24 protein-coding genes are annotated in these 21,689 nt (G+C 66.0%); 14 read left to right on the top strand and 10 right to left on the bottom strand.

The window, feature by feature from the left end; translation table 11 throughout:
• Nucleotides 1–18: 18 nt before the first annotated feature.
• Nucleotides 19–495 carry a tetratricopeptide repeat protein gene (locus Q9R30_RS18095; RefSeq protein ID WP_311218458.1) on the bottom strand — a complete coding sequence of 159 codons (477 nt, stop codon included), beginning with the start codon at nt 493–495 and terminating at the stop codon, nt 19–21.
• 36 nt (nt 496–531) lie between these two features.
• A complete protein-coding gene (locus Q9R30_RS18090) occupies nt 532–1,992 on the bottom strand; it encodes a PLP-dependent aminotransferase family protein (protein WP_311218457.1) in 1,461 nt (486 codons plus the stop codon).
• Between Q9R30_RS18090 and Q9R30_RS18085 the strand changes: the two genes are divergently transcribed.
• Nucleotides 1,991–2,971, top strand: coding sequence for a DMT family transporter (locus Q9R30_RS18085; protein WP_311218456.1), 981 nt, complete (start codon nt 1,991–1,993; stop codon nt 2,969–2,971). The genes Q9R30_RS18090 and Q9R30_RS18085 overlap by 2 nt on opposite strands.
• A 4-nt stretch (nt 2,972–2,975) precedes the next feature.
• On the top strand, nt 2,976–3,605 hold the full coding sequence (locus Q9R30_RS18080) for an FMN-binding negative transcriptional regulator (protein ID WP_311218455.1): 630 nt from the start codon (nt 2,976–2,978) through the stop codon (nt 3,603–3,605).
• Nucleotides 3,606–3,667: 62 nt separating this feature from the next.
• Here Q9R30_RS18080 and Q9R30_RS18075 read toward each other — a convergent pair whose 3' ends face one another.
• Nucleotides 3,668–4,489 carry an SDR family NAD(P)-dependent oxidoreductase gene (locus tag Q9R30_RS18075; protein WP_311218454.1) on the bottom strand — a complete coding sequence of 274 codons (822 nt, stop codon included), beginning with the start codon at nt 4,487–4,489 and terminating at the stop codon, nt 3,668–3,670.
• Nucleotides 4,490–4,637: 148 nt separating this feature from the next.
• Between Q9R30_RS18075 and Q9R30_RS18070 the strand changes: the two genes are divergently transcribed.
• Nucleotides 4,638–5,024, top strand: a complete 387-nt coding sequence (locus Q9R30_RS18070) for a TfoX/Sxy family protein (protein WP_104997127.1) — start codon at nt 4,638–4,640, stop codon at nt 5,022–5,024.
• On the opposite strand, the gene Q9R30_RS18065 is transcribed toward Q9R30_RS18070, so the two are convergent.
• Nucleotides 5,025–5,678, bottom strand: coding sequence for a LysE family translocator (locus tag Q9R30_RS18065; protein ID WP_311218453.1), 654 nt, complete (start codon nt 5,676–5,678; stop codon nt 5,025–5,027).
• A gap of 105 nt (nt 5,679–5,783) precedes the next feature.
• Between Q9R30_RS18065 and Q9R30_RS18060 the strand changes: the two genes are divergently transcribed.
• On the top strand, nt 5,784–7,373 hold the full coding sequence (locus Q9R30_RS18060; protein WP_104997125.1) for an alkaline phosphatase: 1,590 nt from the start codon (nt 5,784–5,786) through the stop codon (nt 7,371–7,373).
• 80 nt (nt 7,374–7,453) lie between these two features.
• Here the strand turns inward: Q9R30_RS18060 and Q9R30_RS18055 are convergent, their stop codons facing one another.
• The 3 genes from Q9R30_RS18055 to Q9R30_RS18045 form a co-directional block, all read right to left on the bottom strand.
• On the bottom strand, nt 7,454–8,203 hold the full coding sequence (locus Q9R30_RS18055) for a hypothetical protein (RefSeq protein WP_311218452.1): 750 nt from the start codon (nt 8,201–8,203) through the stop codon (nt 7,454–7,456).
• Between the two features lie 249 nt (nt 8,204–8,452).
• Nucleotides 8,453–9,856, bottom strand: coding sequence for a GntP family permease (locus tag Q9R30_RS18050; protein ID WP_104997124.1), 1,404 nt, complete (start codon nt 9,854–9,856; stop codon nt 8,453–8,455).
• 41 nt (nt 9,857–9,897) lie between these two features.
• Nucleotides 9,898–10,443 carry a gluconokinase gene (locus Q9R30_RS18045; protein ID WP_311218451.1) on the bottom strand — a complete coding sequence of 182 codons (546 nt, stop codon included), beginning with the start codon at nt 10,441–10,443 and terminating at the stop codon, nt 9,898–9,900.
• A 190-nt stretch (nt 10,444–10,633) separates the two neighbouring features.
• Here Q9R30_RS18045 and Q9R30_RS18040 point away from each other — a divergent pair, with 190 nt between their 5' ends.
• Nucleotides 10,634–11,368 (top strand): FCD domain-containing protein, encoded by a 735-nt coding sequence (locus Q9R30_RS18040; protein WP_311218450.1) that lies wholly within the window; start codon nt 10,634–10,636, stop codon nt 11,366–11,368.
• Nucleotides 11,369–11,482: 114 nt separating this feature from the next.
• Nucleotides 11,483–13,237 (top strand): cytochrome c oxidase subunit I, encoded by a 1,755-nt coding sequence (gene ctaD / locus Q9R30_RS18035; RefSeq protein WP_311218449.1) that lies wholly within the window; start codon nt 11,483–11,485, stop codon nt 13,235–13,237.
• Nucleotides 13,238–13,255: 18 nt separating this feature from the next.
• Here the strand turns inward: ctaD and Q9R30_RS18030 are convergent, their stop codons facing one another.
• From Q9R30_RS18030 to Q9R30_RS18020, 3 genes are all read right to left on the bottom strand, one after another.
• Entirely contained in the window at nt 13,256–14,104 is an 849-nt protein-coding gene (locus Q9R30_RS18030; protein ID WP_311218448.1) for an alpha/beta fold hydrolase, read from the bottom strand.
• Nucleotides 14,105–14,351: 247 nt separating this feature from the next.
• Entirely contained in the window at nt 14,352–14,846 is a 495-nt protein-coding gene (locus Q9R30_RS18025; protein ID WP_311218447.1) for an IS1096 element passenger TnpR family protein, read from the bottom strand.
• 180 nt (nt 14,847–15,026) lie between these two features.
• Nucleotides 15,027–15,230 carry a cold-shock protein gene (locus tag Q9R30_RS18020; protein WP_009372930.1) on the bottom strand — a complete coding sequence of 68 codons (204 nt, stop codon included), beginning with the start codon at nt 15,228–15,230 and terminating at the stop codon, nt 15,027–15,029.
• 250 nt (nt 15,231–15,480) lie between these two features.
• Here Q9R30_RS18020 and Q9R30_RS18015 point away from each other — a divergent pair, with 250 nt between their 5' ends.
• From Q9R30_RS18015 to Q9R30_RS17985, 8 genes are all read left to right on the top strand, one after another.
• Nucleotides 15,481–16,737, top strand: a complete 1,257-nt coding sequence (locus Q9R30_RS18015; protein WP_311218446.1) for an NAD(P)/FAD-dependent oxidoreductase — start codon at nt 15,481–15,483, stop codon at nt 16,735–16,737.
• A gap of 54 nt (nt 16,738–16,791) precedes the next feature.
• On the top strand, nt 16,792–17,556 hold the full coding sequence (locus Q9R30_RS18010) for an alpha/beta hydrolase (RefSeq protein WP_311218445.1): 765 nt from the start codon (nt 16,792–16,794) through the stop codon (nt 17,554–17,556).
• A 49-nt stretch (nt 17,557–17,605) separates the two neighbouring features.
• The gene (locus Q9R30_RS18005) at nt 17,606–17,872 is read left to right on the top strand and encodes a type II toxin-antitoxin system Phd/YefM family antitoxin (RefSeq protein ID WP_104997117.1); all 267 of its coding nucleotides are present in this window, start codon (nt 17,606–17,608) and stop codon (nt 17,870–17,872) included.
• An 8-nt stretch (nt 17,873–17,880) separates the two neighbouring features.
• Nucleotides 17,881–18,258, top strand: coding sequence for a type II toxin-antitoxin system VapC family toxin (locus tag Q9R30_RS18000; protein ID WP_311218444.1), 378 nt, complete (start codon nt 17,881–17,883; stop codon nt 18,256–18,258).
• A gap of 125 nt (nt 18,259–18,383) precedes the next feature.
• Nucleotides 18,384–18,596 carry a Wadjet anti-phage system protein JetD domain-containing protein gene (locus tag Q9R30_RS19385; RefSeq protein WP_396136744.1) on the top strand — a complete coding sequence of 71 codons (213 nt, stop codon included), beginning with the start codon at nt 18,384–18,386 and terminating at the stop codon, nt 18,594–18,596.
• A gap of 135 nt (nt 18,597–18,731) precedes the next feature.
• The gene (locus Q9R30_RS17995) at nt 18,732–19,010 is read left to right on the top strand and encodes a DUF4190 domain-containing protein (RefSeq protein WP_104997116.1); all 279 of its coding nucleotides are present in this window, start codon (nt 18,732–18,734) and stop codon (nt 19,008–19,010) included.
• Nucleotides 19,011–19,272: 262 nt separating this feature from the next.
• Nucleotides 19,273–19,737, top strand: coding sequence for a DUF4383 domain-containing protein (locus Q9R30_RS17990; RefSeq protein WP_311218443.1), 465 nt, complete (start codon nt 19,273–19,275; stop codon nt 19,735–19,737).
• 662 nt (nt 19,738–20,399) lie between these two features.
• Nucleotides 20,400–21,689, top strand: a 1,290-nt coding sequence (locus Q9R30_RS17985; RefSeq protein WP_311218442.1) for a S8 family peptidase, incomplete at its 3' end; no start/stop codon positions are given.

The raw sequence follows: 21,689 nt of genomic DNA, 5'->3' as shown, positions 1-21,689 counted from the left end.
CGCGGTCAGGACTATGAGTCAGGACCACGGCGCCGGGTCCACGGCGCTCCCCGGGGTTGATGGATACGCGTCTGCCGGGCGGGCAGCGCCCGGCGGGACTCCGGTGTGGCGTGCGCCCTGCAGCACCTCGTTGACCGCCTGCCTTATGGTGAGGGATTTTCCGCCGGCCCAGGCAAGCCCAAAACGGATAGGACCGGCTTCCGCCCGGACGCGCGCGGTGATGGTTGCCACGCGTTTCTCTTCCTCCGCGTTCAAGGGCCGCACGTGCTCCCACCGGTAAGCATTAGCTGCTGCAAGCAACCTGATGGCGAACTCCAGGCGGTTCTGCCCGGCATAGACTCCAGCCAGTGATTCAAGAGATGCAGCGAGGTTCCCGTGGGCCCGGAGTTTCAGCGACGCGTCCACAGCCTCAAGCAGAAGCCGTTCGGCGGTCACGCAGTCGCCTGCCTGTTCCTTGCACTCCGCAAGGTTAGTGAGTGCGGAAGGGTCGTTCACACCATCAGCACCGAGGGTGTGTGGACCCTGGTCAGTTCATCCGGGACGGCCACTGACGTCTGCGCGGTCCTTGCCAGCTGACTCCCAGGCCAGGTTCCGCTCCAGCATCTGGCCAATGATCCGGGCGCCTTCCGGGAAGGCGCCCGGATTCGTGCCGGAGTAGTTGAGCCGGACGAAAGGACCCGCAGGCTCAGCCGGGAACCACTCGTCGCCAGGGGCAATAATGACCCCGGCGGCTTCGCAGTCCCGGGCCAGGCGCGCCAGGTCCGTTCCGTCTGGAAGCCGCAACCACAGGTGGAGCCCGCCTCTCGGCACCTGCTCAAGGTGTGCCCGGGGGATATGCTCCCGCACGCTGGTGACCAGCAGGTCCCTGCGGGATTCAAGCTGGTGGCGCAGGCTGCGCAGGTGCGTCTGCCACCCTGGTTGCGTGACGACGTCGAGCGCGGCCGCCTGCAGCAGTCCGCTCACGTACATCGATTCGGCGGCCCGGTCTGCAAGGATGCGCTCCCGTGCCGGCCCGCGGGCAATGAGCGCCGCCACCCGGATGGAAGTGGACACGCTCTTGGTCAGCGAGCGCAGGTAGACGACGTGCCCGGAATCGTCGCGGGACGCTACGGGCACGGGGCTGGAGCTGATGCCAAAGTCGTGTGCCCAGTCGTCCTCCACCAGGAACGCGCCCTTCGCGCGGACCACGTCCAGGACCTCGTCGCGGCGTTCCGAAGCCCACTGCGCGCCGGTGGGGTTTGCATAGTTGGGCTGCGCGTAGAAAACCCGCGCCCCGGACTCGTCAAAGGCGCGGGCAAGCTCCATGGCATCCGGCCCTTCCGGGCCGCTGGGCACCGGGACCACGCGGACGCCCGCCTGCGCGGCGGCGAGGATGGCCCCCCAGTAGGACGGTGACTCCATCAGCAACGGCTGTCCCCTGCCCACCAGCGCGCTGAAGATGGAGCTCAGCCCGCTCTGGCTGCCGGGGAGTACGACGACGTCGCTTGGGTTCGGCGGCGAAATTCCCGCCGGCGTCGACGTGCTGAGCTCGTGGGCGAACCACGACTGCAGTTCGGGCAGGCCGGCGGCGGGCGGCCTGGACAGTGCCGCGTCACCGCGGGAGGCCCGGGCAAGGGCCGCCCGCACCAACCGCTCCGGGAGGAGCTCGCGGGCAGGATAGCCGGAGTGGAAGGCGATGGCGCCAAGCGGCACGTCCCGCATGGTGGCAGAAGCCGGCGGCAGCGCCGCCGACGGCGAGCGGAGCGCCGCCGTCTGCCATCCGTAGTCGGACGGGCGCGCCATACGGACAGCCCGCACGAACGTCCCCACGCCGGGGCGGCTTTCAATGAGGCCCTGGGCCGTGAGGGTCTGCAGGGCCTTCTGCACGGTGACCGGGCTGGCGTGGTACTCGGCCACGAGGGAACGGGTGGACGGCAGTTTCGCTCCCGGCGCGGCTGAAGAGATCCAGGATTTCAGGTGCGCCACTATCCGCGAACTGCTATCGTTGTTCATGAAAGACAATAGTAGCGCTACCCTGCCTTCCCGCACAGTGATACTAAGGCCGCAGCCGTCCGGGCTGTGGCTGGGCCTGGCGGGCGTGGCAGCCTTTTCCTTCACCGTACCGCTCACGAAGGTTGCCGTTGCGGGGCTGTCCCCGCTGTTCATCGGCTCCGGCCGGGCTGTGGTGGCCGGCATCCTGGCGGCGTCCGCCCTGGCCCTTAGCCGGCAACGACTCCCCCGCGGAACGCAGTGGCTGCGCCTGGCGGTGGTGGCGGCTGGCGTCGTGATTGGCTTTCCGCTACTGACCTCCTTTGCCCTGACCAGCACCCCGGCAAGCCACGGCGCCGTGGTCATCGCCTTGCTCCCTGCGGCAACTGCGACGGCCGCCGTTATCCGCGGGCGGGAACGCCCGCCGCTTGCTTTCTGGCTCATCAGCGGCCTCGGCGCCTTCGCGGTCATCGCCTTCGCTTCCCTGCAGTCCGGCGGCTTGGGCGTCCTGCACTGGGCGGACCTGCTGCTCCTGGGTTCAGTGGCGGCTGCTGCAGTCGGCTACGCAGAGGGGGGCCTGCTTGCCCGTGAACTGGGTTCCTGGCAGACCATTTCCTGGGCGCTGATCCTCGCTTTGCCGCTGATGCTGGCCGCGGCCGCCGTCTCCGCCATCCAGCAGCCGCCGTCCGCAACCCCGGCGCAGTGGGCCGCTTTCGCGTACCTCGCCGTGGTGAGCATGTTCCTGGGGTTCTTTGCCTGGTACCGCGGCCTGGCCATCGGCCCTATTGCCCGGGTCAGCCAGATCCAGCTCATCCAGCCTGTGCTCAGCATCTGCTGGGCGGCGCTCCTGCTGGGCGAGGGCCTGACATGGTCCACGGTCCTCGGCGGGCTGACCGTCATTCTATGCGCCGGAGCCGCAGTCCGGGTCCGGTTCAGGCCCGCGCCCGACGCCCTCCCCAGCACCGTCCTCCCCAGCACCGTCCTCCAGCCAGCAAAGGATTAACCGCATGTACGTTCCAGCCCACTTTGCCGCGGTCCCCGCAACCGTGCAGGACCTCCTCACCCGCCCGGGAGCCGCGAACCTGGTCACGATGACCCCGCACGGCCTCCTCGCCACGCTCCTGCCCTTCGTTTACGATCCCGACTCCGGCGAGCACGGCGCGCTGCAGGGGCACGTTGCGCGGAACAACACGCAGTGGTCCCAGCCCGCCGCCGGGGATGCCCTGGCCATCATCCAGGGAGCGGACGCCTACGTTTCCCCGTCCTGGTACGCGTCCAAGGCCGAGCACGGACGCGTTGTGCCCACTTGGAACTACACCACGGCACACGTCTACGGACGGCTGGTGATCCACGACGACCCGGAATGGCTGGACCGGCAGGTCCGGCGCCTCACGGGACTGCACGAGGCCGGCTTCGCCCACCCGTGGAGCGTGGATGACGCCCCTGGCCGGTACATCGCCGGGCAGCTGCGGGCCATCGTGGGGGTCGAACTGGTCATCACCCGGATCGAGGCCAAGGCCAAGCTGAGCCAGAACCGGTCCGAGGCGGACATTGACGGTGTGGTGGCAGGGCTTCATGCGCGGGGACAGTCAGAGGCCGCGGCCGATGTGCAGCAGGCCCGCCCCCGGCCCAACTAGGTAGCGCCAAGTGTCGTTTTGGGGGCTCAAAACGACACTTGGCGCTACCCAGTTGCAAGAACTCAGCGGGCCGCAACGAGCGCTTCGCTCGCCTCCCACAGACCGCGCGCCAGCTCGGCGTCGTAGGCCTGGGGGTTGGCCTTGGCCAGGGCGCGCTTGTAGTAGTACGCGCCGGAGATCCAGTCCTTGCCCGCCGTGCCGTTGACCAGCCAGAGGAGGGTGTCCGCGCCCTGGTCCGGCGTGAGCATGAAGCGGTTCAGCAGCGTCTTGTAGGCGTGCCGGAACGGACTGCTGGACTCGGCCGCAAAATTTGTGCGGACCACGCCCGGGTGGAATGCCGCCGTCGTGATTCCCTGCTCGCCGAAGCGACGGTGCAGCTCGGAGGTGAAAAGGATGTTGGCGAGCTTGCCGGTGCCGTAGGCGCGGTTGGTGGAGTAGGTGTGCTCCGCCGTGAGGTCGAACAGGTCCAGCTTGCCGAAGTTGTTGGCGCCGCTGGAGGTGTTGATGACTTTTGCGTTGCTGGCAACCAGGGTGTCCATCAGCAGCGTGGTAAGCAGGAACGGCGCCAGGTGGTTGACCTGGAACGTGGACTCGTTGCCGTCAACGGTGAGGGTGCGCTTGCCCATGATGCCGCCGGCGTTGTTGGCCAGAACGTCGATGCGCGGGTAGTCGGACTTCAGCTGGGCGGCGAGGGCGCGCACCTGCGCGAGCTCCGCGAAGTCGCTGACAAAGTAGTCGGCGTCCAGTTCCTTGGCAATGGCCCGGGTCTTCTCCGCGGAACGGCCGACGACGACCACCTGCTCCCCTGCCTTGGCCAGCGTCCGCGCGGCTGCTGCGCCGATGCCGTCGCTGGCGCCGGTGATCACGATGGTGCGAGGAGTCAAGGGGTGTCCTTCGGTTGGGGAAGTCGCGGCGCCCGGGTTGGGCATGCTGCACTACCGGCACAACGACGGCGGCGCGGCAGGTGTTCCCCGGCGCGGACAAGAGGGCATATCCTGCACAGACCAGCCAGCCGAACCCGGGGGGGAAACCATGGAAATGCCCAAAGCGTCGGACGCGGACAAGGAGCGCTTCCGGTCCCTGGTGCCGGACGGCCCCGGCGTGGTGGTGAAACCGATGTTCGGCAACCTCGGTGCGTTTGTTAATGGCAACATGTTCGCCGGCCTGTTCGGGTCCACCGTCGGGATCAAGCTCTCACCGGAGGACAGGCAGCAGCTCGAAGGCGCGGAGCGGACCGTCCCCTTCGGCCCGGCGGAGCGGCCCATGGGCGGCTACACAGGATTGCCGGAGGTGTGGAACGAGGAAGGCGACGGCGACGACGCCCGGGCCAAGGCGTGGATCCACAAGGCCTTCGAGTACGTGGCGGGGCTGCCGCCGAAGGAGCCGAAGGCCGCGAAGTCCCGGACGGCAGGCAAGTAGCTAGTGGGCGGGTTCGAGGACGAGCCTTAGCCCGAATCCCACCATGACCGTTCCCGTGATCCCGTCGATGATCCGGATGCTGCGTGCGCCCTTGAGCCAGCGGGAGGCGTACCCCGTGCCGAAGATCAGGAGGGTGAACCATGCCATCGCCAGGACGCAGTGGACGCCGGCGAGCAGCGTGCCCACCAGCAAGGGAGAGGCTCCGGCCGGCATGAACTGCGGAATGGTGGCTACGTAGAACACGCCAACTTTGGGGTTCAGGAGGTTTGTCACGGTCCCCGTGAACCAGCCCTTGTACAGGTCATCCCTGCCCGCCGCCGGCACATCGTTCTGGCCGGCCGGTGCAGCGGGCGCGCTGGCCTGCCTGCGGCTCTTCCACAGCAGGGACAGTCCCAGCCACACCATGTAGGCGGCGCCGGCAATAGTCACCACGCGGTAGGCGAACTCGGATGCGGCCAGTAGCGCAGATACGCCCACGGCTGCGGCGACTCCCCACAGCATCGCGCCGGTGCTGATGCCCGCGGCCGTGGCAAAGGCGTAGCGCCGGGACTTCGAGATCGAGGAGCGCAGCACCAGGGCAGTGTCCAGGCCGGGAATCAGGGTCAGCAGCCCCGCAACCAACGCAAACGAAAAGACAGCTTGTAGGAGGGTCACGGTCCAAGGATACGGCGGCGAACAAGACAGTTCTTGTCACGCAGTTAACCAGTCATTCATGCCGCCCTCAGCACCCGTCCAACCGGCCTTCCTACGGTCGGAGGCATGGATAACATCTCACGCAGATCCCTGATTTCCGCCGGCCTCGGGGCAGGCCTCGTCGCCGCCCTGCCGGGTGCCGCCGTCGCCGTTTCAACAGCGGACGACGCCGGCCTCCGCACCGATCCCTTTATGCTCGGCATCGCGTCGGGCGAGCCGTGGCCGGACGGCTTCGTGATCTGGACCCGCCTGGCGCTGGATCCCCTGGCCGAGGACGGCTTGGGCGGCATGCCCTCCCGCCAGGTCCCGGTGGCCTGGGAGGTGGCCGAAGACGAGGGCATGCGCACGGTAGTAGCCCGCGGCGTCGAGCAGGCCGGGATCGAAACCGCCCACTCCGTCCACGTGGAACTGAAGGGCCTCAGGCCGGGCCGCGAATACTTCTACCGGTTCCGCAGCGGACGCCACATCAGCGCAACCGGCCGAACCCTGACCGCCCCGGCGCTGCACGAGACGCCTGCGTCCCTGGCCATGGCGTTTGCCAGCTGTTCGCAGTACGAGCACGGCTACTTCACCGCCTACACCCGCCTTGCCGAGGACCACCCGGACCTGGTGCTGCACCTGGGCGACTACCTGTACGAGTACAAGAAGGGCAGCTACGTGATCGGCGGCGGCAACCCGCGCGACCACCAGGGCCCTGAGACTGTGAGCCTTGCCGGCTACCGCCAGCGGCACGCACAGTACAAGTCCGACGCCGACCTGCAGGCAGCGCACGCGATCGCGCCGTGGCTCGTGGTCTGGGATGACCACGAGGTGGACAACAACTGGGCGGACGAGGTTCCCGAGAACCGCGACCCCAACCAGATGAACGACACCACGGAGCGCTTCCGGCAGCGCCGCGCCGCCGCCTTCCAGGCGTACTACGAAAACATGCCGCTGCGGGCTTCATCCGTACCGGCCGGCTTCGACATGAAGATCTACCGCACCATCCAGTGGGGCCAGCTGGCCAACTTCCACATGATGGACACCCGGCAGTACCGCGACGACCAGCTCGCGGGCGACGGCTGGAAGAAGAACGTCGCCGAGCGCCTGGCCGAGAACCGCACCATCACCGGCGCCGAACAGGAGAAGTGGCTGCTGGACGGTTTCCGGAACTCCACCCAGCGCTGGGACATCCTGGGCCAGCAGGTGTTCTTCGCCGAGCGCGACCGCAACCAGGCGCCCGAGATCGATGACGTCTCGATGGACGGCTGGGACGGGTATGCCTCCTCACGCCGCCGCATCACCCAGGGCTGGGTGGACGCCAACGTGCGCAACGCCGTCGTACTTACCGGCGACGTGCACCGCAACTGGGCCAACGATCTCAAGGTGGACTACAAGGATCCCGCTTCCGCCGTGGTCGGCTCGGAACTGGTGTGCACATCGATCACCTCCACCGGCAACGGCACCGGCTCCACCACCGACCCGGTGACGGCCTGGAACCCGCACCTGAAGTTCTTCAACGACAACCGCGGCTACGTGAACACACGCATTACCCGCGATGCGATGACCGCAGACTTCCGGACGGTGGACTATGTCACGACGCCCGGCGCCCCCGTTTCGACGAAGGCCTCGTTCGCGATCCAGGACGGCGTGCCCGGGCTGCAGGCGCGCGGTTAGGCTCGAAAGCCGGTTCCAGCGGAAGGTCCGGCCGGCACACAGGCCGGACCTTCCGCTGCCAGGCGTCCGCTGCCGGAAGCCTAGGGCTGGACGACACTCACTAGTTCTGAACGGCTGCCCGTTTCCAGGTCCTCGGTAAGCACCAGGGCACCGACCTGGGGGCAGTGGTACTTGTGCTCCCGTGCATTCTTTTCAAGCGGAGTCCAGTCGTAGACCTTGACGCAGTCCGTGTAGGTGCCGGATTTTGTGGAGACCGTCTCGCCGACGGCGAGGGTGTCCCGCATATCTTCCGCATAGCCTGCGTAGAACTCCTGCCGGTAGGAGTCACCCACGCGCTGCTCGGCCTTCATCCAGATCCCCGCCTGCGCCCCGTCTTTCCCGTGGAGAAAGCTGCCGGAGTGGTTGATCAAAATCCCATTCCAGAAGTTGTTCACGTCCTCGCCGAAATACCACACGTCGCCGTTTTTGTGCTGCGCCAGATAATCCCGGGTTTCCTCCACGAGCTGCCCGTTCTTGAATTCCCTGTCCAGGTAAATGACGGTCTCAACACCCTCAATGGTCTTGGTCTCCTGCAGGATTTCGATTTCGATCGTCTCGGTGACCTTCCCCTGCTCAACGGTCTCATAGGTCAACTTTTTGCCGACCGGAAGGGCAAAGTATTTGTTCGTGATCTTGGTGCTGAAATCTGCGGGATTGACCTGGGGGGTGTACTCCGCCGCCCTGCTCCTCCTAGTGCTTTCAGTGACAAAAAGTGCCGCCCCGGCCGCTACGAGCAGCACTACGAGAACGGCCAGGAAAATCTTGGTTGGTTGATTCATGACCTTTCCCACTCCTTCTGAGTAGAAATTCCTATTGGGGGTCAGAGCACCTTTGCTTGCCCATGGCCATAGGAGAAAGGTAGTGCAGCCGGTCGCCAACCTGAAGCCCCTCGGCTACCCCTTACTAAGGAGGGTGATCCGTCCACGTTGGGGTATCTCCGGCACGCACTAAAAAAGTAAGTAGCGCCAAGTGTCGTTTTGGGGGTCCAAAACGACACTTGGCGCTACTTAGTTGGGGAGGGGGCGCCTTAATTCGGCAGGCTAACCCGCCAGGCCGGCCACCAGGAAGATCACCGCGGCGATGGCGAAGCCCATCACGCCGATGAGGGTTTCCATCACCGTCCAGGTCTTCAGGGTGGTCTTGACGTCCATGCCGAAGAAGCGGCCCACCAGCCAGAAGCCGGAGTCGTTGACGTGGGAGACCACCACGGAGCCGGCAGCCACGGCAATCACCAGGGCGGCAACCTGCATCCCGTTCAGCCCCGCCAGGGCAACAGCGGGGGCGATCAGGCCGGCGGTGGTGGTAAGCGCCACGGTGGCCGAACCCTGGGCGATGCGCAGGATGGCGGAGATCAGGAAACCGGCGAGGATGAGCGGGATACCCAGGTCGCCCAGGACGTCGGCCAGTGCCTGGCCAATGCCGGAGGTCCGCAGGACGCCGCCGAACATGCCGCCAGCGCCGGTGATCAGGATGACGGAGCAGACCGGGCCCAGGGATGATTCGAGCAACTTCTCAAGCGCGCCCGCGTCCTTGCCCCGCTTGGCGCCCAGCACGAACATGGCCACCAGCACGGCGATCAGCAGTGCCACGGGGGTTTCGCCGAGGGTGCGCAGGACCTGGTACCACTGCTCGTTCTTGACGCCTGCGGGCAGGACGTTGGAGGAAGCCAGGGTGTTCAGCCCGGTGTTCATGAAGATCAGGACCAACGGCAGGAGCAGCAGGCCCACGATGGTGCGGAAGCGCGGCGGGTGCGACTCGGCTTCGGCGGTGGCGTGGCCCAGGATTTCCGGCACGGGAAGGACCAGCTTCTTGCCGGTGTAGAGGCCGTACAGGTAGGCGGTGACGTACCAGGTGGGGATGGCGACGATGAGGCCGGCGATGGTCACCAGGCCAATGTTGGCGTCGAAGAAGGCCGCTGCGGACACCGGACCCGGGTGCGGCGGCAGGAAAATGTGCATCACGGAAAATGCGCCGGCGGCGGGCAGGCCGTAGCGGAGCACTCCCCCGCCCAAGCGGTGGGCCACAGCGAAGACCACGGGCAGCATGACCACCAGGCCGGCGTCGAAGAAGATGGGGAAGCCGAAGATCAGCGAGGCCAGGCCCAGCGCGAACGGGGCGCGCTTTTCGCCGAAGACGCCAATGAGGTAGTCGGCCAGCACCTTGGCGCCGCCGCTGGTTTCCACGATGCGGCCGAGCATCGCGCCCAGGCCCACCAGGAGTGCCACCGTGCCGAGCGTCGTGCCGAAGCCGTTGATCAGCACCGGGACCACCTGGTTTGCGGGGATGCCGGTGGCGAAGGCGGTGGCGAGGCTGACCAGGATCAGCGCCAACAGGGCGTGCATGCGCAGCCTGATGATCAGGAACAGCAGGACGAGGATCGCTGCCGCGGCGATGAGCAGCAGCGGGCCTGCGCCGAGTGTTTGGGTCCATCCTTCGATGGTCATGGTTCTCCTTTGAAGCAGGATTTGTTGGGGGTCAGGGGTGGTCAGGACGCGCTGGGCGCCGGGCCGGAGGAAAGGTGAAGGGCCTGTACGACGGCGGCGACCAGCCGTTCGGGTGACTGCGCGACGTCCAGGCGGAGGCTGCCGGCGTCGAGCTCTTCCTGGCTGAGCGGCTCGAGGGTGGCCAGCTGGCTCGGCAGCAGGGCGGGCGGCATGAAGTGGCCCTCGCGGCCCTGCATGCGCTGGCTGATAAGGTCCGCACCGCCGTCGAGGTGGAGGAAGATGACGCGTCCCTCCGCCTCCGACAGGAGCTGGCGGTAGCTTTTCTTCAGGGCGGAGCAGGTGATGACCGTACTGCGGCCTGCCCGGGCCTGTGCGGTCATCCAGGCGCGGATTTCCTGGAGCCACGGCCAGCGGTCCTCGTCCTGCAGCGGGATGCCCCGGGACATCTTGGCGATGTTCGCGTCCGGGTGGAACTCGTCCGCCTCGGCGCAGGCCCAGCCCAGCTGCCCGGACAGGGCCGCCGCCAAGGTGGTTTTGCCGGACCCGGCGACGCCCATCACCACGAGATGCATGGGTGGATTCTGCATGTTCATACCTCCGGAGAAGACGTCTTTGGCTTTCGAAGAAGCTCGCTGCGTGCCCGTCGTTGCGTGGGCTACGCCATAAGGTATCACCTTTGGAGAAGATAAATACTATCTTTGCGTGTCACAGGTCATACCTTTCCGGTTTTATTCGCTATTCTGGAGGTGCGCTCCGGCGCAGAGAGAGGCGGAAAACATGTCGACGGCGACAGTTGAGGGCGCGGATGAGGCGCACGACGGCGGGGCCTCCCCCGCGATGCATGAGCGCGTTTTGGAGGCGGTCGGCGTCGCCATCGCCTCCGCGAAGCTGGCCCCGGGCAGCAGGCTTACCCTGGAGGGGCTCCAGCAGGAGTACGGAATTTCCCGGACCGTTGCCCGGGACACCATGAAGGTCCTGGAATCGATGAACCTGGTCTATTCGCGGCGCCGGGTGGGCATCGTGGTGCAGGAGCGCCGGTTCTGGAACGTCTTTGACCCCAAGCTGGTGCGCTGGCGGCTGGCCTCGGACCGGCGTGAGGCCCAGTACAGCAGCCTCACGGAGCTGCGCATCGCCGTCGAGCCCATTGCCGCCGCGGGCGCAGCGCGCCGGGCCAGCGCCGCTGAACGCGCCCAGCTTGTTGCCCTTGCGGCGGAGCTCCGGCGCCTGGGCGATGCCGGCGACCTCCAGGGGTTCCTGGCGGCCGATATCGAGTTCCACCAGCTGCTGCTGCGAAGCTGCGGAAACGAGATGTTCCGGGCACTTGAGGGCATGGTCGCGGAGGTGCTGACCAGCCGGACGCAGCAGGGGCTGATGCCGTTCAAGCCGCGGAACGAGGCGCTGCGGGCGCATGAGGACGTGGCTGCAGCCGTGGCGGGCGGGGACACGGCGGCGGCTGAATCAGCAATGCACCACATCCTGGACGAGGTCCGGAACGCGATGGGGCTGCATTAGCGCGGCGGTGCCTCATCAAGGCCCTTCCCGGACACCGGGATCCTGAGTAGCCTTCAAAGTAGGGCTTACGCAAGGGGCCTCCAGCGCCATCCAGGAGATCTGCGAGGTGGAACGATGACCACTACCGGACGTTCAGGTGAAGGGCTCGCCGCTACGGCTGCGCCGGCCGTGGTACCCCGGCGCAAGGGCAGCATCGTGGTCAACTGGCTTACCACCACGGACCACAAGACCATCGGGTACATGTACCTGATCACGTCCTTTGCGTTCTTCTGCATGGGCGGCGTGATGGCGCTGCTGATCCGGGCCGAACTGTTCGAGCCCGGCATGCAGGTCCTGCAGACCAAGGAGCAGTACAACCAGCTGTTCACCATGCACGGCATCATCATGCTGCTGATGTTCGCAACGCCGCTCTTCGCCGGGTTCGCGAACGTGATCATGCCGCTGCAGATCGGCGCGCCGGACGTCGCGTTCCCGCGGCTGAACGCGCTGGCCTTCTGGTTCTTCCTCTTCGGTTCCACCATTGCGGTGTCCGGCTTCATCACCCCGCAGGGCGCGGCGTCGTTCGGCTGGTTCGCCTACGCGCCGCTGTCCGATACCACCTTCAGTCCCGGCATCGGCGGTGACCTGTGGGTGTTCGGCCTGGCGCTGTCCGGCTTCGGCACCATCCTGGGTGCGGTCAACTTCATCACCACCATCATCTGCATGCGCGCCCCCGGCCTGACCATGTGGCGGATGCCGATCTTCACCTGGAACACCCTGGTGACGGCCATCCTGGTGATCATGGCGTTCCCGCCGCTGGCGGCAGCACTCTTCGCCCTCGGCGCGGACCGCCGCTTCGGAGCCCACATCTACGATCCCGAAAACGGCGGCGCCATCCTCTGGCAGCACCTGTTCTGGTTCTTCGGCCACCCCGAGGTATACATCATCGCGCTGCCGTTCTTCGGCATCGTCTCGGAGATCTTCCCGGTCTTCAGCCGCAAACCGATCTTCGGCTACAAGGGCCTGGTCTACGCCACCATTGCCATCGCCGCCCTATCCATGACGGTATGGGCACACCACATGTACGTCACCGGATCCGTGCTGCTGCCGTTCTTCGCCTTCATGACCATGCTGATCGCAGTCCCCACCGGCGTGAAGTTCTTCAACTGGATCGGCACCATGTGGGGCGGTTCCCTGACGTTCGAAACCCCGATGCTCTGGAGCATCGGCTTCCTGATCACCTTCCTGTTCGGCGGCCTGACCGGCATCATCCTGGCGTCCCCGCCGCTGGACTTCCACGTCTCGGACTCCTACTTCGTGGTGGCGCACTTCCACTACGTGGTGTTCGGCACCGTGGTGTTCGCGATGTTCGCCGGGTTCTACTTCTGGTGGCCCAAGTTCACCGGCACCATGCTCAATGAACGCCTGGGCAAGATCCACTTCTGGATGCTGCTCGTTGGCTTCCATGGCACATTCCTCATCCAGCACTGGCTGGGCGTCATGGGCATGCCCCGCCGGTACGCGGACTACCTGGTGGAGGACAACTTCACCTTGATGAACCAGTTCTCCACCTTCAGTTCCTTCCTGTTGGGCGCCTCCCTGATTCCGTTCTTCTGGAACGTCTACATCACCTGGCGGGCGGGGAAGAAGGTCACCGTGGACGATCCCTGGGGCTTCGGCGCCTCGCTGGAATGGGCCACGTCCTGCCCGCCTCCACGGCACAACTTCACGTCCCTGCCCCGGATCCGTTCGGAGCGGCCCGCCCTGGACCTGCACCACCCCGAGATCCGGGTCCGCGAACACGAACCGGTCCACAGCGCGGCGGCGGCAGCCCTGGGCGCGGCGGACATCGGCGAAAAGGACGTCCGGGACCCGGACCCGGACAAGTAGCGAAGCGGCGGCCCGCTGCTAGATGCAGCGGGGCTGGTAGGCCGGATCCGCCGGCCCTGACGTCCTGCCCAGGGCATGGGCAACGATCTGGTGCACCACGGGGTCATTCGGCGTCTGGTCGTGCTCAAACACATCCGCCGGGCACTTGTCCTGGATGGTGATGTTGGTAACCTGCCGCGCCGGGCCGGACAGGAACTGGCTGTTGTAGGGAATCACCACTTCGTCGTAGACGGTGGAAATCACGGTGTAGGACGGCCCGGCAACAGTGTCCCCGATGGAGTTGAGTTCCTGCATGAACGGCGACCCTGCCTGCTGGTCGGCGCACGCCGCGCACCCGAGAGCCGTGTAGTCCGGGTCCGCCACGACGTCCGGCGGAGGAAGAATCACTCCTTCCGTGCCGTGGTTCGAGGGGGCGATGCCAACGAGCTGGTTGACGTTTTTGGCGCCGCCGAGGAAGCCCATGTAGTAGCGGGGCATCATGCCGCCCTGGCTGTGGCCCACGAGGTCCACCTTCTTCGCGCCGGTGGCTGCGCGGACAGCGTCGACAAACGGGGCGAGTTCCTTCGCGGATTCCGCTACCGGCGCGGTGGCGTAGATGCCGTTCGTCTCACCATAGTTAAGCGCAAAGACGCAGTACCCTTCGCTCTTCAGGTACGGCGAGAGGGTGGACCAGTTTTTTGCCATGCTTTCGAAGGTCCCGGGGACCAGGATGACAGGGTAGGGGTGCTCGGCGGACGGCTTGCAGGACCAGTCGTTGGCGCCGGGCGGGGAAATTTCGACGACGTCCGCCTGGGCGGGTGCCGCGGCGAGGGAACCGGCCAGGACGGCAGTCGCGGCCAGGGACAGTGCCTTTTTGAGCAGTGACATATAAACCTCTTCGTTTGCGTGTCAGCGGGATGGGCCGGGCATGAGCCGGAGCTTGTGCTGCGGGCCGCGTTCCTGCCCGGACCCTTTAAAGGCTAGGCAGGACCGGGCGGCCGCGGCGGGTTCTGCACGAACGTGCGGCCGGGACCGCCCGCCGTTTGCACTGGGCGCGGCCAGGTTCAGGGGGCATTCCACAAGCGTTGTTACTAATCAGTAGCTTTTTCTGCCGGTACTGCCGTCGCATCGCCGTTCATGGCCGCTGCACGTCTGTGCACGGACCGCCGTGTCTCTCAGGCATCGCCATTTTCCGGATGGTGCCGGTCCGCGAGGACGCGGACCAGGTTGGCATATCCTTCCGGCCCGCCGGAATCCTCATGGGACAACGGTTGGCGCCGCCCACGCACTGGAGCTCGCCGCAAGCCAGTTCGGCCGGCCCGAGCAACTCAACCTGATGAGTCCAGCCGTCGCCGAAGTCGTACTCGTACTCACAGGCCCTGCCCGGCTTCCGGGGATCCATCAGGTCGGAAAGGACGACGGCGGAGGCCGTCTCTGCCTCCAACCCCTCCGTTGCGTCGCGGGGCCCTGCAACCACGCGCCCGTTCCCGCGGGGATCTACGCACCTGACGGCGTAAAGGTGGCGGTCCTCCCAGCCGAAGGCCGCCTGCACGGCAAGATGGAACTCTTCCACTGTCAGGGCGGCGGGAAACGCGCAGGCGGCGCCAGATCCCTGGCTCGGTGTCTTCAATGCTGATGCGGAGCGGGGACGCGTGCGGCGGACCGCATAGGGCCATCTTTCCAGAGCCGGAGAAGGTCCTGCAGCGCTGATCTGGCAGCACAGCCGGGTTAAGCAAAAGCAGGGCCGGTCAGCTGACCGGCCCTGCTTTTTCAAAATTCGAAACCCGAAGGCCCCAGATTCCCTAATGAATTAGAGGGCCTGGATGTTGGTGGCCTGGGGACCCTTGGGGCCCTGCTCGGTGTCGAAGGAAACCTTCTGGTTCTCTTCGAGGGAGCGGAAGCCGTTGGAGTTGATCGCAGAGTAGTGTGCGAAAACGTCCTGTGAGGAGTCATCGGGGGAAATGAAGCCGAAGCCCTTTTCAGCGTTAAACCATTTGACGGTACCAGTAGCCATTATTTTTGTCCTTCGTGAAGGTGGAGGGAAAGTCCCGACTTTCGGGCCCTCCGGTGTGGGGTGTTCAAAACCGCTACTTCAGAAGAACGCGGACTTTCGACCGCGCGTACTGCCTGAACTACCAACTGCATAAACACAACAACAGGATCAACACTACAGGAGATTTGGAGCAGCACTTACCACGGCACCCATCCGGGCATATCCTGCCAGCAGCAGATCCTGTCCGCCTCTTGACCTGCGGGAGCAAACCATGGAGATACCGCAACGGGTGAACACCCTGGTGATCGGGGCCGGGCAGGCCGGCCTTGCTACCAGCTACTGGCTGACGCGGCACGGCGTGGAGCACCAGGTGCTGGAGCGGCGGGATGCCTTGGGCGGGGCATGGCAGGACCGCTGGGATTCGTTCTACCTGAACACGCCCAACTTCTCCTTCATGCTGCCGGGCCTGACCTACGACGGTCCCGAGCCTGACGCTTTCCTCCCCCGCGACGCCGTCATCAACCTGTTCCGTGATTACGCTCAGCGGATTTCGGCGCCGGTGCGGCTGGGCACCGAAGCCACCCGGATTGGCCGGGCTGACGGCGGATTCAGCGTGGAAAGCACAGGCGGGCAGTTCGCGGCACAGAACGTCGTGCTGGCGAACGGAGCCTTCCAGCTGCCGCGCATCCCGGCGGCGTCGGCCGGCCTTCCCCCGCATGTGCTCCAGCTGCACAGCCACGAGTACCGCAATCCGCAGCAGCTGCCGGACGGCGCAGTGCTGGTGGTGGGCACCGGACAGTCAGGCGGGCAGATTACCGAGGACCTGCTGGCGGCCGGCCGGGTGGTGCACCTGGCTGTCTCAACCTGCCCCGAGGCGCCGCGCCGGTACCGGGGCCAGGACGTCTTCCACTGGATCCTGCAGGTCAACCTGCACGGGCCCGAGCACGGCATCAACGGTTTCCAGGTGGACCAGCTCCCCTCCCCCGCGGCGCGTTTCCTGTGCAATCCGCTGGTTTCCGGCAACGACGGCGGCCACAGCATCCGCGTGCGGGACCTGGGCCGCCGCGGCGTCCGGCTGCACGGCCGCTTTGAGGGAATTGACGACGGCGTCCTCACCTTCAGCGACGACCTCCCCGAACGCCTGGCGTTGGTTGAGGCAGGGTTCGGCCAGCGCCTGAAGCTGATGGCGGACGCCTACATCGCCGCGGCCGGCATCGATGCGCCGGCCCCGGAAACGCCGCGGACCGATTCATGGCTCCCCCCGGAATCCGGGGCACGGCTGGACCTGGACGCGGAGGGCATCACGGCAGTCATCTGGGCCACCGGGTACGGCCTGGACTTCAGCTTCCTGGACATCCCGGTGCTGGATGAGTGGAACTACCCCCGGCACTCCCGGGGCGTCACGGACGTCACCGGCCTGTACGCCGTCGGACTGCCCTGGCTGACGAGGCACGCCTCGGCCACCCTGGCACTGGTGGGCGACGACGCCAAATACGTGGCCGGCCACATCGCCGGCCTGGGCGGCTGAAGCCGTGCGAACGCACCCCTTGCCAACAGCCGGCCCCGGCGTAGGGTTCCTTCCATGAAACCGATTCGGGTCATCCTGCTGCCGGGCGCCGTCCTCCCCGCCGATGAGGCCTACGGCCCGCTGATTGAAGCCCTGGGACCCGATGTGCAGGCGGTCGCCAAGGACCTGGAGCTCTACGCGGACGACGAACCGCCGCCCGGCTGGAGCCTGGACACCGAGATCGACGGCGTGCTGCGGGAGGCTGATGCCCTCGGATGGGAGACCTTCCACCTTCTCGGGTACTCCGGCGGCGGCGCGGCTGCCCTGGCCTTCGCCGCAAAACATCCTGACAGGCTGCTCAGCCTGGCACTGCTGGAGCCCGCCTGGGCCGGGAACTGGGACTGGAGCCCTGCCCACACCGAACTCTGGAAACAGTACGAGCGGCTGGAAACGCTCCCGCCCGAGCAGTTCATGCCCGCCTTCATGAGGCTGGGAGTGAGGCACGACGTCGTCCTTCCGCCCCCGCCGCCCGGTGCCCCGCCCCCGTGGATGGCCAAGCGGCCCGCGGGTATCAAGGCCTTCCTGCGGACCTTCAAGAGCTACCACCTGGACAGGGCCCGCTTGGCCGCCTTTCAACCGCCCGTGTTCTTCGCCCTGGGCGGCCTGAGCAACCCTGATGACTACGGCGAGATCGCCGCCCGGCTGGCCCGGGTGTTCTTCCCGGATTTCCATCTGGAAGTGTTCCCCAAGCGCCACCACTTTGATCCTCCCCACCGGATCGAGCCCAAGCGGCTGGCTGAATTGCTCCGGCGGCACTGGGAGCAGGCGGAGACAGGTTGATACTTATCTTCGGACCCTTCCTTTTGCGACAATTGCTACGGAGGCAGGCATGACTACTATTCCGCACCGTGAGCTACGCAATAACAGCAGTAAAATCCTTGAGCGCGTCAAGAACGGCGAAACTATCGACGTCACCAACAACGGCGAGGTCGCGGCAACGTTGATCCCTCCTTCGGCGTCTCCCTTTGAACGGCTCCTGCTGGCGGGCCAGGTCCGGCCTGCAAAGGCCGGTCCCGTCGACTTCCGTTCCTTGCCGCGTATGACTTCGCAGGCCAGCACTGCTGAAATTTTGGACGATCTTCGCGGGGACCGTTGATCATCTATGTGGACACCTCTGCTGTCCTTAAGCTGGTGATCGCCGAAGACGAATCAGCGGCGACTGCCGGCTACCTGTCGGCAGCGGCCTCACAGGGGGACGTACTGGCCGCCTCCATGCTCCTCTACACTGAGCTTCACTGCGCGGGGCGCCGCCGTGGAATACCGGGCGAACTCATCAACACGGCACTAAGCGGAATCAACCTTGTGGACGTTTCACGTCCGGACCTCATGTATGCGGCAGCGCTGCCCGGCAAGCTGCGGAGTGCCCATGCCATCCACCTGGCCACCGCAATCCGGCTGCAGGCGGATGTCCTGGTCGCCTACGATGCGGAACTACTCGCAGCAGCGGTAGAGGCAGGCCTCGCCGTCCAATCACCTGCGTGAGGGCACCTGTGCTTCATCCGGAATACATCCTGTTCGCGCCGCCGAAAATTGTCGGAGGTAACGTGCAGCTTAGGGCTCATCCGTCGTCCGCCCGCCTGCCCAATCCAAGGACGCCATGGATTTCTATGGCACTCCTCCGGGCACCGTGGTGCTCGCCCTCTTCCACAACGCGGTGCTGGACACTCCGGGCTGTTCTGGGGCGGCTGACCGATGAAGAGTCGGAACTGTATGACGCACTCCGCAGTGACGCTTACGCCCCCGGCATTCGGCTGGAGCAGGAGCTGATCCGCTGGGACTGGGCGCTGGCGCAATTGAGCCTTGCTAAACCCGGTGATTGAGCCTGGCACAGTATCCAGAGGAATTCTTTCGCCTCAACCGTCCTTACTGCCCGGAATATTGATACTTTTTGATTGCCGCTCCGCAATAGGCGGGCCGGGGGGACCCATCGTTTTCGGATTCGAAAGGCATCACTCATGAGCACACCTCAGTATCAGCCGCAGTACCAGAGCTACCCGCAGCCAACCATGCAGGCCAAGACCAACACGCTGGCCATTGCAGCGCTGATCTCGTCATTCTTCGTCAGCCTGCTCGGCATCATCCTGGGGCACATCGCCCTGAACCAGATCAAGACCACCGGTGAAGGCGGCCGCGGCCTGGCAATCGCCGCCCTAGTGATCGGCTACTTGTCGCTGGCGCTCGCCGTCATCATCATCATCGTCGTCTTCGCGTCGGCTGCCGCTTACCAGGGCTGACCGCAGAAAAGGAGACCCGTGCCCGGACATTCCGGGCACGGGTCTCCTTTTTGCCCGCTTACGGCAAACTTCCGGCAGTGCGTTGACGCGGCCGTGCTCCTATTGGCCATGACCGGCTGGATGGTGGCCCGGCCAAATCATTTTGAGTGCGGACCCATCCGCAATGCGATACAGCACGAATTGCTGGCATAACCCTTTGGGGCAGGCAGGTAAAAACAACCAGCTAAACCCATAAACCCATATCGCATTCAGGAGAAACACCATGGCAACACACACGAACACCGGCACTGCAACCCGCACCAACGTGCAAAAGGCATCACTGGCCGTAGGTGCTGTATTCCTGCTGGTCGGAATCCTGGGATTCGTTCCGGGCATCACGGCCAACTTCGAACAGCTGCACTTCGCCGGCGCGCATTCCGAGGCAATGCTGCTGGGCCTCTTCCAGGTCTCCGCCCTGCACAACATCGTCCACCTGCTCTTCGGCGTTGCCGGCATCGTCCTGGCCAAGACCGCCGGCGGCGCCCGCTCATTCCTGCTCTACGGCGGCATCATCTACCTGGTCCTCTTTGTCTACGGCCTGGTTGTCCCGCAGGATTCGGCCGGCAACTTCGTCCCGCTGAACGCCTTCGACAACGGCCTGCACCTGCTGCTCGGCGCCGGTATGGTGGCCCTGGCCCTGGTCCTCACCAAGGGCCACAGCAGGACCCACGCTAAAGGCACCGTCTAAAGGCACCGTCCGGGCGACGCCCGCACAACCGAATCCAGTAATGCCCCCGGCCGCAGCCTTCGCTGCAGCCGGGGGCATTGCCGTTTGAGCTCCCGTCCACTATTCGAGGCTGGGCACCTCGGCCAGGGCGGCAGGCCCGAGTATTCGGTTGAAGCCCCACCGACGAAAGCCAGGCGCGCTGACAACTATCGCCGAACACCCGCGCATGGAGCGGCTGGGTGGTGGTCACAGACCATCGCCACCGTGTTTGCCCTCCTCGCTACTGACCCATGCGACGGGCCCTCGCAGGGGCCACAGGCCCGGGCTGCTCCTGTAAACTTGTTGCGTCACAACGCCCCGGTTTCCTGAGCGGAAACCCAGCGTTGGGACAGGCTCCGGGCTCAGCCGGGGTGTACACCGGGGGGAAGACAAGATCGCGTGACAACGGACGGGTTCACTTGTTCGCTCAAGCCTGACGGGGGCGTAAGGAATGGCTTGGGGGCCACTGTGGCGCCCGCCAGCCGGGACGCTGGATCTTGTCCGCGGGAGCGCAGCCTGCGAAACGTGCACTGCGTCAATGCCCTTCAGCACCTCAGCCAATCGGCTGGTCCCGCCGCTGCGAACTTCTTCTGGTTTACCGTCAAGCTGCCCAACCCGTCCGTGCAGGTCCTGAGGAGGACACCATGCCATTCCCGAAACGACTCCTGAGCGCGCTTGGCGCCCTCGCGGTTGCAGCCGCTGCAGTGCCGGCAGCCGTGCCCGCTGCTGCAGCGCCCTTCACGGTGGCTCCCGGCCAGCAGGACCAGGGCGGCGCGGAACGGTACCTGATCAGCTTCTCCCCGGGCGCCGACGTCGCCCATGAGGCCCAGGCCCTGCGCTCCCAAGGCGTGGCCGTGGGAAAAACCTTCTCCGCCGCGGTACGGGGTGCAGTCATCACAGCCACCAAGGGGCAGGCCGCTGCCCTCGCCCGCTCGCCCCGGATTGCGGCCATCGAGGTGGACGGGCCCGTTTCGCTGGACGAGACCCAGCAGTCGCCGCCGTGGGGGCTGGACCGGATCGACCAAAAGGCGCTCCCGCTCTCCGGCACGTTCACGCCGCCTTCCTCCGGCGCCGGCGTCAACGCCTATGTCATCGATACCGGCGTGCTGGCTGCCCACTCGGATTTTGGCGGCCGGGTCGCGGCTGGCTGGACTTCCGTCGCGGACGGCGTGGGCAGCAGTGACTGCAACGGACACGGCACGCACGTCGCGGGAACCATCGCCGGCAGGACGTTCGGAGTGGCGAAGGCCGCCACCATCGTTCCGGTCCGCGTCCTCGATTGCGAAGGTTCCGGCTACGATTCGGACGTCGTCGCGGGCCTTGACTGGATTGCTGCGCATCACGCCGCCGGGACGCCCGCCGTCGCAAACCTCAGCCTTGGCAGCGGCGGCAACAGCGTGGTGGACGCGGCGGTCCGGGGCGTCATCGGTGACGGCGTCACGACAGTCGTGGCCGCAGGCAACACCGGGGTGGATTCCTGCACCCGGTCACCCGCACGGGTGCCCGAGGCGCTGACGGTGGCCGCCAGCGATTCCTCGGACCGCCAGGCGTGGTTCTCGAACCACGGCAGCTGTGTTGACCTCTACGCGCCCGGGGTCGGCATCCAGTCAGCCGGGCACACCTCGACGACGGCCACCGCCACTTTGAACGGCACGTCCATGGCAGCCCCGCACGTTGCGGGTGCTGCGGCTGTAGTCCTGTCCCAAAACCCCGGGCAGACGCCGGCAGGAGTTTCCGCGGAAATAACCTCGGCTGCCGTCCCGGACGTTATCGCCGGCGCGTCACCGGGCACCCCGAACCGCCTGCTCAACACAGGCCGTGATGCCTGGCTGCCTGCTCCTGTGGCGGCAGCACGGGACTTTACCGGCGACGGCCTGGCCGACCTGCTGGCCCGGGACACCGACGGCACCCTCTGGACCTACCCCGGCACCGGC

The sequence above is a fragment of the Arthrobacter sp. AB6 genome (assembly GCF_031844545.1).
Classification (GTDB): domain Bacteria; phylum Actinomycetota; class Actinomycetes; order Actinomycetales; family Micrococcaceae; genus Arthrobacter.
The sequence above is the reverse complement of the archived record's forward strand: the minus strand, read 5'-3'. Positions and strand labels throughout refer to the sequence as shown.